The sequence below is a fragment of the Nocardia violaceofusca NBRC 14427 genome, from assembly GCF_963869435.1.
GTDB classification, from domain to species: domain Bacteria; phylum Actinomycetota; class Actinomycetes; order Mycobacteriales; family Mycobacteriaceae; genus Nocardia; species Nocardia aobensis.
This window is the reverse complement of the sequence record NZ_CAWMPM010000029.1, coordinates 1-16,171: the sequence shown is the minus strand read 5'-3', so window position 1 is coordinate 16,171 and position 16,171 is coordinate 1. Positions and strand designations below refer to the sequence as shown.

Annotated in this window: 16 protein-coding genes and 1 pseudogene; 10 read left to right on the top strand and 7 right to left on the bottom strand. The window is 68.7% G+C overall.

Annotated features, from left to right (window positions below; translation table 11 throughout):
* Window positions 1–10 precede the first annotated feature (10 nt).
* Window positions 11–836, top strand: a pseudogene (locus tag AC5592_RS23485) (siderophore-interacting protein).
* A 135-nt stretch (window positions 837–971) separates the two neighbouring features.
* Here the strand turns inward: AC5592_RS23485 and AC5592_RS23480 are convergent.
* Together AC5592_RS23480 and AC5592_RS23475 are read right to left on the bottom strand one after the other, a co-directional pair.
* Complete coding sequence (locus tag AC5592_RS23480) at window positions 972–1,418, bottom strand: DUF6918 family protein (RefSeq protein ID WP_036505933.1); 447 nt, start codon at window positions 1,416–1,418, stop codon at window positions 972–974.
* Window positions 1,419–1,505: 87 nt separating this feature from the next.
* A complete protein-coding gene (locus AC5592_RS23475; protein WP_036505936.1) occupies window positions 1,506–2,162 on the bottom strand; it encodes a PaaI family thioesterase in 657 nt (218 codons plus the stop codon).
* A 141-nt stretch (window positions 2,163–2,303) separates the two neighbouring features.
* Here AC5592_RS23475 and AC5592_RS23470 point away from each other — a divergent pair, with 141 nt between their 5' ends.
* From AC5592_RS23470 to AC5592_RS23435, 8 genes are all read left to right on the top strand, one after another.
* Window positions 2,304–3,206 carry a 1,4-dihydroxy-2-naphthoyl-CoA synthase gene (locus AC5592_RS23470; protein ID WP_063065456.1) on the top strand — a complete coding sequence of 301 codons (903 nt, stop codon included), beginning with the start codon at window positions 2,304–2,306 and terminating at the stop codon, window positions 3,204–3,206.
* 67 nt (window positions 3,207–3,273) lie between these two features.
* Window positions 3,274–3,669, top strand: coding sequence for a VOC family protein (locus AC5592_RS23465; protein WP_036505938.1), 396 nt, complete (start codon window positions 3,274–3,276; stop codon window positions 3,667–3,669).
* 81 nt (window positions 3,670–3,750) lie between these two features.
* The gene (locus AC5592_RS23460) at window positions 3,751–5,034 is read left to right on the top strand and encodes an inorganic phosphate transporter (RefSeq protein WP_084507048.1); all 1,284 of its coding nucleotides are present in this window, start codon (window positions 3,751–3,753) and stop codon (window positions 5,032–5,034) included.
* Window positions 5,034–5,312, top strand: a complete 279-nt coding sequence (locus tag AC5592_RS23455; protein ID WP_036505940.1) for a hypothetical protein — start codon at window positions 5,034–5,036, stop codon at window positions 5,310–5,312. The genes AC5592_RS23460 and AC5592_RS23455 overlap by 1 nt, the downstream gene beginning before the upstream one ends.
* A 40-nt stretch (window positions 5,313–5,352) precedes the next feature.
* A complete protein-coding gene (locus AC5592_RS23450) occupies window positions 5,353–5,703 on the top strand; it encodes a DUF3349 domain-containing protein (protein WP_083871302.1) in 351 nt (116 codons plus the stop codon).
* A 102-nt stretch (window positions 5,704–5,805) separates the two neighbouring features.
* Window positions 5,806–6,939 (top strand): o-succinylbenzoate--CoA ligase, encoded by a 1,134-nt coding sequence (menE, locus tag AC5592_RS23445; RefSeq protein WP_036505951.1) that lies wholly within the window; start codon window positions 5,806–5,808, stop codon window positions 6,937–6,939.
* Between the two features lie 173 nt (window positions 6,940–7,112).
* Entirely contained in the window at window positions 7,113–8,129 is a 1,017-nt protein-coding gene (locus AC5592_RS23440; RefSeq protein ID WP_063065444.1) for an ATP-binding cassette domain-containing protein, read from the top strand.
* Window positions 8,130–8,172: 43 nt separating this feature from the next.
* On the top strand, window positions 8,173–9,012 hold the full coding sequence (locus AC5592_RS23435; protein WP_036505943.1) for an ABC transporter permease: 840 nt from the start codon (window positions 8,173–8,175) through the stop codon (window positions 9,010–9,012).
* Between the two features lie 110 nt (window positions 9,013–9,122).
* On the opposite strand, the gene AC5592_RS23430 is transcribed toward AC5592_RS23435, so the two are convergent.
* On the bottom strand, window positions 9,123–12,485 hold the full coding sequence (locus tag AC5592_RS23430; RefSeq protein WP_232329511.1) for an AfsR/SARP family transcriptional regulator: 3,363 nt from the start codon (window positions 12,483–12,485) through the stop codon (window positions 9,123–9,125).
* Between the two features lie 376 nt (window positions 12,486–12,861).
* Between AC5592_RS23430 and AC5592_RS23425 the strand changes: the two genes are divergently transcribed.
* A complete protein-coding gene (locus tag AC5592_RS23425) occupies window positions 12,862–13,731 on the top strand; it encodes a 1,4-dihydroxy-2-naphthoate polyprenyltransferase (RefSeq protein WP_036505946.1) in 870 nt (289 codons plus the stop codon).
* 20 nt (window positions 13,732–13,751) lie between these two features.
* Here the strand turns inward: AC5592_RS23425 and AC5592_RS23420 are convergent, their stop codons facing one another.
* The 4 genes from AC5592_RS23420 to cds1 form a co-directional block, all read right to left on the bottom strand.
* A complete protein-coding gene (locus tag AC5592_RS23420; RefSeq protein ID WP_063065442.1) occupies window positions 13,752–14,141 on the bottom strand; it encodes a phage holin family protein in 390 nt (129 codons plus the stop codon).
* Window positions 14,142–14,166: 25 nt separating this feature from the next.
* Window positions 14,167–14,757: a Clp protease N-terminal domain-containing protein gene (locus AC5592_RS23415; RefSeq protein WP_036505953.1), complete on the bottom strand. Its 591-nt coding sequence runs from the start codon at window positions 14,755–14,757 to the stop codon at window positions 14,167–14,169.
* On the bottom strand, window positions 14,757–14,978 hold the full coding sequence (locus AC5592_RS23410) for a helix-turn-helix domain-containing protein (RefSeq protein ID WP_036505955.1): 222 nt from the start codon (window positions 14,976–14,978) through the stop codon (window positions 14,757–14,759). The genes AC5592_RS23415 and AC5592_RS23410 overlap by 1 nt, the downstream gene beginning before the upstream one ends.
* A 95-nt stretch (window positions 14,979–15,073) precedes the next feature.
* A complete protein-coding gene (cds1, locus tag AC5592_RS23405; protein WP_063065441.1) occupies window positions 15,074–16,159 on the bottom strand; it encodes an L-cysteine desulfhydrase Cds1 in 1,086 nt (361 codons plus the stop codon).
* Between the last annotated feature and the right edge of the window lie 12 nt (window positions 16,160–16,171).

Below are 16,171 nucleotides of genomic sequence, written 5' to 3'. Positions count from 1 at the left end.
CCTAATATTCATGGCCAAGCGGACCAAGTACGTCAAGCCCGAGGAGCGGCGGATCCTCACCGCCGAGGTGCTGGCGAACAAGCGGATCAGTCCGAATTTCGTGCGGGTGACGCTCGGCGGCGCCGGTCTCGCCGAGTTCACCCCGATGGGATTCGACCAGTGGTTCCGGCTCTTCCTGCCGCGCGACGGTGAACTGCGGCTGCCCTCGGCGGCGAGCAATCTCTGGTACGCGCAGTGGCTGATGATGAGCAAGGAGCACCGCCCGGTGGTGCGCAACTACACCGTGCGCGAGTTCCGGCCGGCCGGCCGGGGAGAATTCGGCGAAACCGCCGAGCTGGACATCGATTTCGCCATGCACGGCGAGCACACCCCCGCCTGCGGGTGGGCGGCGAACACCACCCCGGGCACCGCGGTGGGACTGCTCGACGAGGGCATCATGTACCGACCGCCGCATCATTGTTCGTGGTCGCTGCTGGCGGGCGACGAGAGCGCCCTGCCGGCGATCGCCGGAATTCTGCGGTCGGCGCCGCGGGATCTGCGAGGTGCGGCGTATCTGGAGATCACCCCACCCCGACGATGCGCAGGATCTGGGCGAACCCGAAGGGGTCGTGGTGAATTGGCTGGTCCGCGGCGATCCGGAGGCCGAGATCGGCAGTCTCGCATTGGCAGCCGCGCGAGCGGGAGACATCGCGGCGAGCGGGGTCTACGCCTTCGTGGCGGGAGAACAGAAACTGGCCTCCGGCCTGCGGCGACATCTCGCGAACGAGCGCGGAATCGCCAAGGCGGACATCACTTTCACCGGCTACTGGCGGTTCGGGAAGTCGGCGCCGGGCTGATCGGCACCGCGCGGCGCGGGTGGATTCCGACGGGACCCGCGGCGCTCACCTCGTGCCGCCGCGGCCCCCCGCCGTCCGGCATCCGGGGATCACACTCCGTCCGGATGCCGAACGACGAGGTCGCAGAACCGCAACTCAGCCGGCGTGCCGCTGGACCAGGTCGCCGACGCGCGGGAGCGCCTCGACCACATGCTTTTTCGCCGACGAACGCAGCGACGAGTACGCCTTCTTCAGCGCCGGCCGCGACGAGGCCTCGGCACGCGCGTCGGTCACCGCGAGCAGCGACTCGGCAACCTCGTCGGAGTTGGCGACCAGCAGATCGGCAAACGAGCCGCTACCCGACGCCTGGTACTGGGCCCAGTACGGTTCCAGCCGCTCGACGAACTTGGGTGCGAACGACTCCAGCGCGTCCGAGACGATGGTCGGGCTGACCTTCTTCACCGCGGCGTAGCCGCCCTTCACGGCCAGGCCCGATGCACCCCCCTTATCCGACACCTCCGCATCCAGAACCTCCTGGGCGTCGGCCAGGAAGGCCGGGCGTTTGGCGTCATCGAGCAGGGATTCAGACAGTGCTGCAACCACTTTCAGGTTCCTCCGGATAGTTTTTCGATGAGCGAGCGCGGGTAACTATACGCATCGGACGCACCGGACACACCGTCCTCCGGCCGACTACGGCTGCCAGGGCAGCAACTGCACCATGAGCCCTTCACAATCGGCGAGCAACGTTTCGGATTCGTCGCGCAGTCGCGCGGAGACGAAAGTCTTGCGCCCGTCCACCCGATCGACGGTTCCCTCGACCGTCAGCGGCGTCTCCAGCGGCGTCACCTTACGGTAGTTGACGTGCAGAAACGCGGTGCGGCTGATCGGCCGTCCGGCGTAGTGCACCAGCGAGCCGAACAGATCGTCGAACAGCAGCGGCAGCACGCCGCCGTGCACGGCGTTGTTGCCGCCGAGGTGATACCGGCGGAATTCGCCACGCATCCGGACACCCGTGGGACCGGCCTCGGTCATCACCCACGGCGGCAGCAGCAGACTGCCGCGTCCCGGCAGCGCCGGCACTCGGCCCGACGGGCCCTGCAGTTCCGGTGCGCGATAGGGCGCGAGCAAGTCGGCCAAGGCGTTCGCCTGCGCGAGTGCCTGCCCGAACACCTCGTCGGGACAGTCGACGGAGACGGTGAGGTCCTGCAGCGTGCGCATCGCCTCCAGGAACGGCGCGTAGTTCGCGCCGAGTTCGGCCTCCTCCACCTTGGGAAATCCGCCGTGCTTCTCGTACCGATCGGCATCGACCGCACTGGTGTCGATCGCCGGTTCCGCGCGCTCACTCATACCTGCACGGTAACGCCAGTTCTTACACCGTCCAACCCAACCCGTCGGTAGCTCGCCGGTTCTGCGACGTACCGGACGAACATCACATTTGCGGCGGCCGGCCCGGCGCGGGCGAACAGCCGGTGACGGGTGGGGTGCATGATGGCTCGGGTGACGTTCAATCCGAAACTCTGGGAGCCCGTCGTGGGTTTCGAGGACCTGACCGACATCACCTATCACCGGCACATCGAGCAGGGCACCGTCCGCGTGGCCTTCGATCGCCCGGAGGTGCGCAACGCCTTCCGGCCGCACACGGTCGATGAGCTGTACCGCGCGCTCGACCACGCGCGGATGACGCCGGATGTGGGTGCGGTCCTGCTCACCGGGAACGGCCCCAGTCCCAAGGACGGCGGATGGGCGTTCTGCTCCGGCGGCGATCAGCGCATCCGCGGGCGCAGCGGATATCAGTACGCCGACGGTGAGACCGCCGACACCGTGGACAAAGCCCGCGCCGGACGCCTGCACATTCTCGAGGTGCAGCGGCTGATCCGGTTCATGCCGAAGGTGGTCATCGCGCTGGTCAACGGCTGGGCGGCCGGTGGCGGACACAGCCTGCACGTGGTCTGCGACCTCACTCTGGCCAGCCGTGAGCACGCCCGGTTCAAGCAGACCGACGCCGATGTGGGCAGCTTCGACGGCGGCTACGGCAGCGCCTACCTGGCGAAGATGGTCGGGCAGAAGTTCGCCCGGGAGATCTTCTTCCTGGGCCGCCCCTACACCGCCGAGCAGATGCACCACATGGGTGCGGTGAACGCGGTCGTCGACCACGACCGGCTCGAGGACGAGGCGCTGGAGTGGACCGCCGACATCCTCGCGAAGTCGCCGCAGGCCCAGCGCATGCTCAAATACGCGTTCAACCTGACCGACGACGGCCTGGTGGGCCAGCAGCTCTTCGCCGGTGAGGCGACTCGCCTCGCCTACATGACCGACGAGGCGGTCGAGGGCCGCGACGCGTTCCTGGAGAAGCGCAAGCCGGACTGGAGTCCCTACCCGTACCACTTCTGAGCCGGGCTTCCCGCCGGACCTCGCGAAGCGGCCACTCGGCCCGAGGTCGTCCCTCTAGGCTCGATTCGTGGACATCCTCAGCAGTCGAATCATCCTGCGGCCGAGCGATTACGAACGCACGCTGGCGTTCTACCGGGACGGGCTCGAGTTGGCGATCGCACGGGAGTATCCGGGCGGCACGGTGTTCTTCGCCGGGCAATCGCTGATCGAGGTGGCCGCGCACGGACGCGACGAGACGGCGCCGGCCGGTTTCGCGGGCGCCGTCTGGTTGCAGGTGCGCAACGCGAGTATCGCGGCCACGGAATTGGCGACCCGGGGAGTCCCGATCGATCGTTCGCCCGTGCGGGAACCCTGGGGTCTGATCGAGATGTGGCTGCGCGATCCGGACGGCGTTCCGATCGTGCTGGTGGAGGTGCCCGCCGACCATCCGATCCGGCGCGACACCCGCAAGCCCCCGGAATGACCCCGCCTTACCATCCCGGTTCGTCCGACATGTCGGGAACCTGGCCAACGCGTTAACGGATCGATAACGCACACTGGAGGCGTGACCGCCGAACTGTTCGTTCTGCTCATCGTCGTCGTCACGGCTCTCGTTTTCGACTTCACCAACGGCTTCCACGACACCGCCAACGCCATGGCGACCTCGATCGCCACCGGCGCCCTGCGCCCGCGCGCCGCGGTGCTGCTGTCGGGCGGGCTGAATCTGATCGGCGCCTTCCTCAGTGTCGAGGTGGCCGCCACCGTCGCCGAAGGCATCGTGCGCCTGGACGAGGTGGGCGGCGCCGATCTGCTCGCCATCGTCTTCGCCGGACTGGTCGGCGGCATTCTGTGGAATCTGCTCACCTGGCTGCTCGGGCTGCCGTCGAGTTCCTCCCACGCCCTGTTCGGCGGGCTCATCGGGGCCACCATCGCCGCGCTCGGCTGGAGCGGGGTGATCTGGTCGGCCGGGCAGAAGGGCGTGCTCACCAAGATCATCGTGCCCGCGGTGCTGGCGCCCGTGGTCGCGGCGCTGGTCGCCTCGATCGGCACCTGGCTGGTGTACCGGATCACCCGCAGCAGCGATCAGCGAGTGGTGAACCGGAGTTTCCGCTGGGGCCAGATCGGTTCGGCCTCGCTGGTGTCGCTGGCCCATGGCACCAACGACGCGCAGAAGACCATGGGCATCATCTTCCTGGCGCTCATCGCCTACGGATCGAAACAACCCAGCGACCCGTTGCCGCTGTGGGTGATCGTGGCCTGTGCGGTGGCCATCGCCGCGGGCACCTCGCTGGGCGGCTGGCGCATCATCCGGACCCTCGGCAAGGGTCTGGTCGACATCACCCCGCCGCAGGGGCTGGCGGCCGAATCCACCAGCGCCGCGATCATTCTCACCTCGGCGCATTTCGGCTTGCCGCTGTCGACCACGCAGACGGTGACGGGCGCCATCCTGGGTACGGGTATGGGCCGTCCGGGCGCCGAGGTGCGCTGGTCGGTGCTCGGGCGCATGGTGGTGGCCTGGGTCTTCACCCTTCCGCTGGCCGGGCTGGCGGGCGCGATCTGCTGGGCGCTGGCGCATCTGATCGGCGGCCTGCCCGGCGTGCTGGTGGTCTTCGCCATCCTCATCGCGATGGCCGGCCTGATCTATCTGCGCTCGCGCCGGACCCCGGTGCACGCCGCGAACGTCAACGAGCAGTGGACGAGTCTGCCGGGCGCCGACGGCACCGGGACCGCCGGTTCGGCACCCGCCGACCCCGAGGACGCCGCCGCGACCTCGGCACCGCCCGAGCCCGGAAAGCCCACACGGACCGACGACTCACGCGCCTCCCATCGCGCCGCAAGGAATCTCTGATGCAGACCCTGATCGACGATCTGACCGAACTGTGGCGAGTCACCGCCGCCGCCTTGCTCTTCGGGGCGGGACTGCCGGCGATCTTCGCGCTCGGGGTGCGGCTGCATTCGATCGCGGGGGCTGCGCCACAACCGGATTCCACCCGCCGGCGTGCGGCTGCGGCCTGCGCGGGGTTGTGTTATTCGGTGGTAACGCTGACCGTCATCGCCGGAGTGCTGTTCGTTGCCAGAGGTTTTCTGGCCGCACGGCTCGGCATCCATCTGTTCGGTCAAGGCTGAGCGGCCGCACGGCGCCGCCCTGATCGTCGAAAGGACATTCGTGACCACCGAATCCGCATCGCCCCAGCAACCCGAATCGAACGAGACCACGCCGTCGGTCCTGCAGAAGGTGCTGGGCTGGCTGCGCGCCGGATATCCGCAGGGTGTGCCGCAATCCGACTATGTCGCGCTGCTGGCCGTCCTGCATCGCCGGCTCACCGACTACGAGGTGCATCTGGTGGTCGAGGAGCTGGTGCGCGAACGCGCCGGCGACGACGAGATCGCCCAGCACGAGATCGAGGCGGCGATCGCCCGAGTTGCCAAGGAGCTGCCGGGCGAGGACGATATCGCTCGAGTGGCATCGCACCTGGCAGCGGGTGGTTGGCCGCTGGCGACACCGACGTCGGACTGACCTTCTCCCCGATTCAGCGAAGGAAGTGCGGACCCGTTCACGGGTCATCGACCTCGACATGACACGATCGCGAACGTGAGCACCACCCTGCGGACCCTCCCCATGCCCACCGGAGCCGCGGTGGGTGACGTCTTGCCGCATCTGCGGGAAGCCTTGGAGGGCAACGGTCCGGCGTGGCTGCCGATCCCCACCGGCGATCGCCGGGAATCCCATCGACTCTCCAGCGCACTGCGCCCGGGTGAGGAGATCGAGGACGATGTGGCCCTCGTGGTCACCACCTCCGGCACCACCGGCGTCCCCAAGGGCGCGATGCTCACCTCGGCCGCCCTGCGCGCCAGCGGCGATGCCACCCACGAGCGGCTCGGCGGTCCGGGCCAGTGGCTGCTGGCGCTGCCGACCCACCACATCGCCGGGGTGCAGGTGCTGTTGCGCAGCATCCAGGCGGGCGTCGAACCGGCGGTGCTGGACGTCTCGGGTGGTTTCCTACCCGGCGGGCTGGCGACGGCGGTGGCCGGGATGACCGGACCCCGGCGCTACACCTCGCTGGTGCCCACGCAGCTCATCAAGGCCCTCGACGATCCGGTCGGCGCGCAGGCGCTCGCCGAGCTGGACGCGGTACTGGTCGGCGGCGCGGCGACACCGAAGCCGGTACTCGACCGGGCCCGCGCGGCCGGGATCAACGTGGTCCGCACGTACGGCATGAGCGAGACCTGCGGCGGCTGCGTCTACGAGGGTGTGCCGCTGACGGGTGCGAAGGTGCGCATCGAGGACGGGCGGGTGCTGCTGGGCGGGGCCATGCTGGCCAAGGGCTATCGCGGCATCCCCGACCACCCGGCGTTCGCCGAGCCCGGCTGGTTCCGCACCGAGGACGCCGGCACCTTCGACGACGGCGTGCTGACCATCACCGGCCGCCTGGACGAGGCCATCATGACCGGTGGCCTGCTGGTGATCCCGCAGGTCGTCGAGGCCGTGCTCGCCACCCATCCGGCGATCAACGAGGCCGTGGTGCTGGGCCTGCCCGATCCGCGGCTGGGCCAGCGGGTGGCGGTGGCGGTGGTGCCCAATCCGGGTGCGACCCCCACGCTGGACGAATTGCGCGCGCACGTGGTGGCCGAGCTGGACCCGATCGCGGCCCCGCGGGAACTGGCGATCCTCGACGAGATCCCGATGCGCGGCCCCGGCAAGCCGAATCGCGTGAAGCTGCGCGAGCACCTGCTGGAGCAGGCGACGCACTGACCGCTCGGCAGTGACACCGCTCACACCGCCACTGTCCTGATCGAGGCCTCCACCTGCGGCGATGCCGCCGCTTGCGTGGACCGTGCGTTATGCAAGCGGCCCTCGATCGCCCTTGCGCGAGCGTGCAACAGCGGTGCAAGAAGGGTGCAAGACGCCCCCCGCACAGTTGTGTCATGACTTCTTACGCACCTGCTGATGCACTCGCCATCGAGGCGGACGGGCTGGTCAAGCTCTTCGGGGAGCAGCGGGCCGTCGACGGGGTGAGCCTGGCGGTGCCGCAGGGCGCCGTCTACGGCGTGCTCGGCCCGAACGGGGCCGGCAAGACCACCACCATCCGCATGCTCGCCACCCTGCTGCGCCCCGACGGCGGCCGGGCCCGGATCTTCGGTCACGACGTCGTGGCCGAACCCACCGCGGTCCGCTCGCTGATCGGCGTCACCGGCCAGTACGCCTCGGTCGACGAAAAGCTCAGCGCCACCGAGAATCTGATCATCTTCTCCCGGCTGCTCGGGCTGAGCCGGGCCGAGTCCAAGCGCCGCGCGGCCGAACTGCTCGAGGAATTCGGGCTCACCGAGGCGGCGACCAAGGCCCTGGAGAACTTCTCCGGCGGTATGCGCCGGCGCCTGGATCTGGCCGCCAGCCTGATCGCGACGCCGCCGCTGCTGTTCCTCGACGAGCCGACCACCGGCCTGGATCCGCGCACTCGCGCGCAGATGTGGGAGACCATCCGCCGGCTCGTGCGCGAGGGCGCCACGGTGCTGCTCACCACGCAGTACCTGGACGAGGCCGACCAGCTCGCGGACCGCATCGCGGTGATCGACCACGGCAAGGTGATCGCCGACGGCACCTCCGACGAACTCAAGGGTTCGGTCGGACAGTCGGCGCTGCAGATCACCGTCGCCGACCGCGACACCATCGAACGGGCCCGCACGCTCATCGGCGAATTCCTCTCCCGCGCCGACGGCAAACTGGTCGAGGCGAGCATCTCCCCCGAGGCCGGCCGCGTCACCGCCCCGCTCAGCGATCCGAGCGTCACCGCGGATCTGCTGGTCCGGTTGCGCGACAACGATATCCGCGTCGACGAGATCACCGTCAGCAAGCCGAGCCTGGACGAGGTGTTCTTCGCCCTCACCGGCCACGCCGCCGAATCCGAGGACGCCGGCACCGATTCCGAGGGCACCGCGGCATGAGGCCGGCCCCCGCCACGTTCCCCACTCCCCCGAAGGACATATCGTGACCACCACTCTTCCCGCTCCCGCAACCGGCCGGCACGCCGCGCGCGCCGCGATTCCCGTTGCCAGCAATCACATTTCACTCCGCCAGACCGTCGCGAACTCGCTCACCATGGCGTATCGCGGCATCCTCAAGATCAAGCACAATCCGGAGCAGCTGTTCGACGTCACCGTGCAGCCGATCCTGTTCACCGCCCTGTTCGCCTATATCTTCGGCGGCGCCATCGGCGGCAGCGTGCAGGCCTATCTACCGGTGCTGATTCCGGGCATCCTGGTCCAGACGGTCGTGCTCACCTCGGTCGTCACCGGCACCCAGTTGCGCGAGGATATGGACAAGGGCGTCTTCGACCGCTTCAAATCCCTTCCCATCGCCCGGGTTTCGGCCCTGGCCGGGGCGCTGATCGCCGATATGGTCCGCTACGGCATCGCGACGGTGCTCACCATCGTGGTCGGCCTGATCCTGGGCTACCGGCCCGAGGGCGGCGTCCTCGGCGTGGTCGTCGCCGGTCTGGTCGTGGTGTTCTGCTCGTTCGCGGTCAGCTGGATCTGGGCTCTGGTCGGTGTCACCGGTAAGAGCGCCGCCTCGGTGCAGGGCATCTCCATGATGATCATGTTCCCGCTGACCTTCATGTCCGGTGCGTTCGCTCTCGTCAGCACCATGCCCGGCTGGATGCAGGGCATCAACAAGGCCAATCCCGTGTACTACATGGTGAATTCGTGCCGCGAGCTGATGAACGGCAACATCTACAGCAGCAACCTGGCGTGGTGCCTGATCGGCTCGGCGGTCGTGATCGCGATCTTCGCCCCGCTGGCCATCCGGGCCTACATGCGCCGGGCGTGATGTGCCCCTCCCCCATGTCCGCCGGTCGCGAAAGCGACCGGCGGACAACCCTTTTCACGGCTATGACCGCATCATCCGGCACGCAGTCCGGCGATCGCCCGACTACCGCCTCAGGCGCCCAGCAGAGTTTCGAGCTCCGGCAGCATCGCCAGGACGCGCTGTGCGGCCGAACGGCGGTTGAGTCTCGAGACCGCATCATGCCCGGCAACGATCAGCTCCGCGCCGACGGTGGCCCGCGCCAGAGCCAGATGCCGATTCCAGCGCATCGAGGAATAGTCCTGGCGGCCGATCACCTTCACCCCCAGGGCCAGCAGCCTCGCGCCGGTTTCCGGGTCGGTACCGGACCGGATCAGGAAGGAGCCCAGCGCACCGGCGGCACCCCCGATCTGGGGGAGATCGATGAACTGAGTGAGCCGCTCACGCGCCGCTCGCGCCAGCTGACCGGGCAATCGCGGCACCTCGTGCAGGGCATCGTGGAGAATGTGGGCGTCGAGTACGGCACTGGCGACGATGATGTCGCCCGGCCCGGGGCCACCACCGGAATTGGGCCAATCGAACAGTTGCAGGCTGCGCCGGAACGTGCGCAGACCACGCTCGATCTCGCCCTCCGCCAGTTCGAGTTCCGCCATTCCGGCCACGACCGCGCCCTTGCGGTGGTTGGGCTGCGTCACCGGTTCGTCCAGTCCGACGCCGTCGTCGATGACACCCAGCGCGTATTCGAGTTCGCGCCGCGCCTCGACCAACTGTCCGGCGCCGACCATGGAGACCGCGAGGAAGCTGCGCAATTCCACACTTTCCTCGAAGCAGCGCAACTGCTGCATCAGCTCGGCCGCGCGACGGTAGTAGGCCACGGCCTCCTCGTAGCGTGCCGCCTGCGAGGCCATCTGCCCGAGATGCTGGGAGCACATCGCGGTGCCCCAGACATCGCGCCCCTCGGCCAATGCGAGGGCTTGCCGCGCATCGCGGATCGACCCGGCGGTATAGCTCGCGTTCTCCCGCATATTGGCGCGCAGCAGGAAGGCGAGCGCACGCACGAGATCGTCGTCGGAGCGGGTACCCGCCGCCATCAAACGCACGCCGTGGGCGACAGTGATTCGCGCGCAGAGCATGGCACCGAGAAATCGGATTCCGGGCGTGAGATCGGCCGTGGCGAGCAAGCGGCGAGCGCGGGCGCGGATCACCGCGATGGGCCGCAGTCCGGGATCGCCGAAGGCCATATGCATCGCCAGGAAGATGTAGCTCTGCAACTCCAGATCCGACTCGACGCGGGTGCGCGGCCCCTCGGGCGGCGGCACCGGCACGATCCGGGGCGCCCAGCTCATCAGCTCCATATGGGCGCCGCGCATCACCCACAGCATGGCGACGGGCGCGAACACCGCGTACACCGTGCGGGAATCGCCGGTCTCCGCGGCGTGGCGCAACACCGCCAGCAGGTTGTCGAGTTCGGCGGCGACCGACAGCACGGTGCGAATCTGATCCGGACCCTCGTAGTTCCGTGCCGCGTCGTGCGCGAATTTCCGTGCCCAGCAGCACATCCGGTCCATCACGAGATTGGCCTCACCGGTGGCGATCAGCTGTTCCTCACCGAATTCGCGCACCGTCTCGAGCATGCGGTAGCGGGTGGCGACCATCTCGTCGTCGGCCAGTACGGTCAGCAGCGACTGGCTCACCAAGCCGTCCACCGCGGCCACCGCGTCGATCGAATCCGTCCCCGCCACCACGGATTCCGCTGCGTCCAGGGAGAATCCGGCGGGGAACCGGCACAGCCGCCGCAGGGCCACCCGCTGTTCGGGTTCGAGCAGATTCCAGCTCCACTCGATCACCGCGTGCAGGGTGCGGTGGCGTTCGGGTGAGCTGCGGTCACCCGAACGCAACAGCGCGAAGCGATGGTCGAGCCGGCTTTCGATCTCCTCCACGCTCATGGTCCGCACGCGGGCCGCGGCGAGTTCGATGGCCAGCGGCAGCCCGTCCAGGGTGCGGCACAGCCGGGCCACGACCGCCGGATCCAGCCGGGCCGAGGGGCGCACCGCCCGCGCCCGGCTGACGAACAACTCCGTGGCGGGTGAGCCCTGCGCGTCGATCGCCAAGGGCGGCAACGGATAGACCGTCTCCGCCGTGATGGCCAGCGGCGCCCGGCTGGTGGTCACCACCGTGAGATGTTCACAACTGCCGACCAGGTCGGCGACCACCTCGGCCGCCGCGTCGATGAGATGTTCGCAGTTGTCCAGGATGAGCAGGACGGGACGCAACGACAGCGCCTCGCGCAATCGGCGCCGGCCGTCGATGGTCTGGTTGCGGCGCAACACATTCGCTTCGCGGGAGTACTCGTTGACGCCGAGCACCGCACCGATGGCCGCCTCGATCTCCGCGCACGTCGCGGCGTGGCGCTCACCGGCATCGCCGTCGGAAGCGGCACGCAGCGAGGCCAATTCGACCAGCGCCACCGCCTGCCTGCCCGCGATCCGCGCACCGAGCTCGTTGGCGACGCGGGTCTTGCCGGTACCGCCCGGACCGAGCACGGTCGTCACCCGGAATTCCTGGACGAGTTTCTCCAGCGCCACCAGATCGCCGTCGCGGCCCAGCAGCGGATTCGGGGCCGCGCGCAGGCCCAGGGCCGTATTGGGCGGCGCGGCAGCGGTTTCCGGCGGGCCGTAGGGCGGTTCCGAGGTCAGCGCGTGCTGGGCGGTGGACACCCGCTGTGTCGCGGAGGTGACCGGCACGGGATGCGACGGCACCGGGCCCACCGCCGGATGGTCGCCACGCAGAATCGCGGTGTTCAACGCGACCAGCGCCGGGCCGGGGTCCGCGCCCAATTCCTCACCGAGCCGCGTCCGCAGTCCGGCGAAGACCTCCAGGGCCTCGTTCGCCCGTCCGTCGCCGGCGAGCAAGCGCATCAGGGTGGCGTGCGCGGGCTCGTCGAGCGGCTCGGCCGCGGCCGCCCGCCGCGCCACTCGCAGCGCACCGCCGAGATCCCCGGCGGCCTCCCGCGCCGCCAGTTCCAGGGTGTCCAGGGCCGACCAGCGCGCGGCCGCGAATTCGTGCAGTTCGTCGGCGACGGGGCCGAGCGGCAGATCGGCACCGGGTTCGCCCCGCCACAGCGCGCGCGCTCGCTGCACCAGGCCGAGGCATCCGGCGGTGTCGCCGCGCTCGAACCGCAGCTGCGCCTCCCGTTCCAGGGCGCGGGCCAGGCTCAGGTCGACCTGCTCCTCGGTCAGCAGCAGCCGGTACCCCGCCGGGCCGATTTCCAGCGCACCCTCCGGCAAGGCCGACCGCAGTCTCGAGACCTGCGTGTGCAGGGCGTTCATCGGCGCGCGCGGCGGCTGCTCGCCCCAGATGTCGTCGATCAGCGCCTGGGCGCTGCGGCTGCGCCCAGGATGAACGGCGAGCGCGGCGACCAGCAACCGCGCCCGAGCGCCGGGCACCGCGACGAGATCCGCCTCGCGGCGCAGCGCGACCTCGCCCAGAAGCGCCACGCGAACATCCATCTCGGGCAGCCTTTCGTCCCGGCCGCTGCTGTCCGGCCGGGTATGCGTCGTCCCGGCATTCGCACGGGCGGAGCGCGATGCCGGCCCGGAGCCGCTGTGATCAGGAAACATGCCGTCGCAATCGTATGTGACCGGTCGAATGAATATCGGGCGCTGCGCCGGGGCCGACCGCTCCCCGGGCCACACATCTCGTAGAGTTTACTCCGATATATCGTAATAATGTTGTCGACAGGGTCGCGTGGTGACACTGCGCTGCCGCCTCCGGGCTACCACCATTAGGCTGTGTCGATTCTGCCCAATGGTGAAGCCCTCCGTGGTGACACTGCGCTGCCGCCTCCGGGCTACCACCATTAGGCTGCCGGATATGGCTAGTGCAGCACAATGGCTCGAAGGCGCCCGCCCGCGGACGCTGCCCAATGCGATCGCCCCGGTCCTCGTCGGCACCGGCGCGGCCGCCTCGCTGGATGCCGCGGTGTGGTGGAAGGCCCTGCTGAGCCTGCTGGTTTCGCTGACTCTCATCATCGGCGTCAACTACGCCAACGACTACTCCGACGGCATCCGCGGCACCGACGACGAGCGCGTCGGCCCACTGCGACTGGTCGGTTCGGGTCTGGCGAGTCCGGCCGCGGTGCGCGGCGCGGCCATCGCCTGTCTGAGCGTGGGCGCGGTCTTCGGATTGATCCTGGTGATCACCACCGCGTGGTGGCTCCTGCTGATCGGCGCGGCCTGCCTGGCCGGCGCCTGGTTCTACACCGGCGGCAGTAAGCCTTACGGCTACAGCGGTTTCGGTGAGATCGCCGTCTTCGTCTTCTTCGGCCTGGTCGCGGTGCTGGGCACCGAATTCGTGCAGGCCGAACGGCTCGACTGGGCCGGACTGGTCGGCGCGATCGCGGTCGGCGCGTTCTCCAGCGCGGTGCTGGTCACCAACAATCTGCGCGACATCCCCACCGATTCGCTGACCGGCAAGACCACCCTCGCCGTCAAACTGGGCGACACCCGCACCCGCACACTGCATCTGGTGCTGATGGTGGTGCCGTTCGTGGCCTCGCTGCTGCTGGCGATGCGCACACCGTGGGCCCTGGTGGGCCTGCTGGCGATACCGCTCGCCGTGCGATCCAACGCCCCCGTGCGCGGTGGGCAGCAGGGACCGGGATTGATTCCCTCGCTGCGCGATACCGGTTTGGCGATGCTGGGCTGGTCCCTGCTCACCGCACTGGCGCTCGGCCTCGGCTGACGAACGGTGACGCGACAGCGTCAGTCCCGGCCGCCCTCCGGGACCACGACGCCGAGCACCCAGTTGACGAGTGTCACGATGACGGCCCCGAAGATCGCCGCCCAGAACCCGTCGACCCGCAGGCCGTAGTCGGTGGTTTCGGTGATCTTCGCCGTCAGCCACAGCATGAGGGCGTTGATCACCAGCAGGAACAGCCCCAGCGTGACGATCACCAGCGGGAGCGACAGCAATTTCACGATCGGCTTGATCAGCGCGTTGACCAGTCCGAAGACGATCGCGACGCAGACCACGACGAGAATCTTGCCGCCGGTGCCCGCATCGGGCGGATCCTTCAATTCGATACCGCCGACCCAGGCCGCCGCGAGCCAGATCGCGAGGGCGTTGATCGCCAAACGGAGCAGAAGTGCCATGCGGCAATGCTAACGGCGGAGGCCGTCAAGCCGCGCGATCGAGCATTTCCTGTACCGCGCTGCGCACTCGTTCCATCCCTTCGCTGCCGCCCAGCAGTTCCCGGGTGGCAGGGTTGGGCGCGCGCAGGATGCCGAGCAGGACGTGACCGGCCTCGATACGGTCGTCACCACGGGAGATCGCTTCTCGCAGTGACAGTTCCAAGGTCTTCTTGGCCTCGCGGGTGAAGGGGATGTGGCCGAAGCTCATTCCACCGCCGAACCGGAACCGCCCGCGGCCCTTGTCCGGAACCGGCACCGCTTCGTCGAAGGCCCCCTCGCCGAAGGTGGCCTGCACACTGTCTCGCACCGCGTCCAGATCGATGCCGATCGACTTCAGCGCGGCCGCGTCCTCCTCACCCAGCGGTTCCTCGGTCCGCGGCCGGCCGGGTAGTGCCCTCCGAATCGCCTCGGCGCTGATGCCGTTTTCCTCCAGTATTTTTCGCAGCGGCGCATCCGAACAGGTGGCGAGTCCCAGCAGCAGGTGCTCGACATCGATACTGGGCGAACGCAATTCACGCGCTTCCTCCTGCGCGTCCACGACGGCGGAGCGCGCCGCCTTGGCAAATCTCTCGAACATCAGTGGATTCCGCCTTTCCGGTTGTACTTCTGATGGACCGCCTGCCGACTGACCTCGAGCGCCTCGGCGATGGCTTGCCAGGACCAGCCCTGCTTACGGGCATTGGCCACCTGGATCGCCTCGAGCCGCTCGAGCAATCGCCGCAGCGCGAGCACCGCCCGCAGCCCGACCTGAGGGTCGGGACTGCCGGCGGCGGCCGCCAGCGTTGTCGCTTCACTCATGTACGTCAATTTACGTTGACATCGCGAGCGCGTCAATCAAAATTGACACCAGGCGTGTTCACCTGCGGCGAACGATGCGATAGCGATTCCGCGACTCAGGCGGTCCAGATACCCGTGGCGGTGAATTCGTCGAGAATCGCGTGCGACTCGGCCAGGTCCAGCCCCTGCCCCGCGACCCACTCGTCGTTGAAATACGTTCCGGCATAACGGTCTCCGCCGTCGCACAGCAGCGTCACCACACTGCCCTCGCGGCCCGCGGCGACCATCTCGGCGATGAGGGCGAACGCGCCCCACAGATTGGTTCCGGTGGATCCGCCCACTCGCCGGCCGAGCACCGCACTGGCATGGCGGCACGCGGCGATGGAGGCGGCATCGGGCACCTCGATCATCCGGTCGACCACATCGCCGATGAAGGAAGGCTCCACCCGCGGCCGGCCGATACCCTCGATCCGCGACGGCATACCGGTCTGATATCCCGGGTCCCCGACCTCGTACCCGCCGTAGAACGCCGAATTCTCGGGATCGACCACGGCCAGCCGGGTGGCGTGACGGCGATAGCGGATGTACCGGCCGATGGTCGCGCTCGTTCCGCCGGTGCCGGCGCCGACCACCACCCAGTCCGGAACCGGATGGGTCTCCAAAATCATTTGCTGATAGATGGATTCGGCGATGTTGTTGTTACCGCGCCAGTCGGTGGCCCGCTCGGCGTAGGTGAACTGGTCCATGTAGTGGCCGTCGCATTCGGCGGCCAGCCGCACCGCCTCGGTGTAGATGTCGGGCGCGCGGTCGACGAAGTGGCATCGGCCGCCCTGCGCCTCGATCAGCGCGATCTTCTCGGGCGAGGTCTTCGCCGGCACCACCGAGACGAAGTCCAGGCCGAGCAGTTTCGCGAAGTAGGCCTCGCTGATCGCGGTCGACCCCGAGGACGCCTCGACGATGGTCGTCCCCTCGCACACCCAGCCGTTGCAGATCGCGTAGAGGAACAGGGAACGCGCCAGCCGATGTTTCAAGCTGCCGGTCGGATGCGTGGACTCGTCCTTGAGATACAGCCGCACGCCCCATTCGGGTGGCAGCGGATACCGCAGCAGATGGGTGTCGGCGCTGCGCTGCGCATCGGCCTCGATCAACCGCACCGCATTGTCGACCCACTCCCGCGAAGCACTGCGATCGCAGTACTTCACCGCAGCTCCCGC

Coding starts and splice junctions, on each gene's coding strand:
- AC5592_RS23475 (WP_036505936.1), bottom strand. CDS start 2,162: ATGAGTGAGCGCGCGGAACCGGCGATCGACACCAGTGCGGTCGATGCC.
- AC5592_RS23470 (WP_063065456.1), top strand. CDS start 2,304: ATGGCTCGGGTGACGTTCAATCCGAAACTCTGGGAGCCCGTCGTGGGT.
- AC5592_RS23455 (WP_036505940.1), top strand. CDS start 5,034: ATGCAGACCCTGATCGACGATCTGACCGAACTGTGGCGAGTCACCGCC.
- menE (WP_036505951.1), top strand. CDS start 5,806: ATGCCCACCGGAGCCGCGGTGGGTGACGTCTTGCCGCATCTGCGGGAA.
- AC5592_RS23440 (WP_063065444.1), top strand. CDS start 7,113: ATGACTTCTTACGCACCTGCTGATGCACTCGCCATCGAGGCGGACGGG.
- AC5592_RS23425 (WP_036505946.1), top strand. CDS start 12,862: ATGGCTAGTGCAGCACAATGGCTCGAAGGCGCCCGCCCGCGGACGCTG.
- AC5592_RS23420 (WP_063065442.1), bottom strand. CDS start 14,141: ATGGCACTTCTGCTCCGTTTGGCGATCAACGCCCTCGCGATCTGGCTC.
- AC5592_RS23415 (WP_036505953.1), bottom strand. CDS start 14,757: ATGTTCGAGAGATTTGCCAAGGCGGCGCGCTCCGCCGTCGTGGACGCG.
- AC5592_RS23410 (WP_036505955.1), bottom strand. CDS start 14,978: ATGAGTGAAGCGACAACGCTGGCGGCCGCCGCCGGCAGTCCCGACCCT.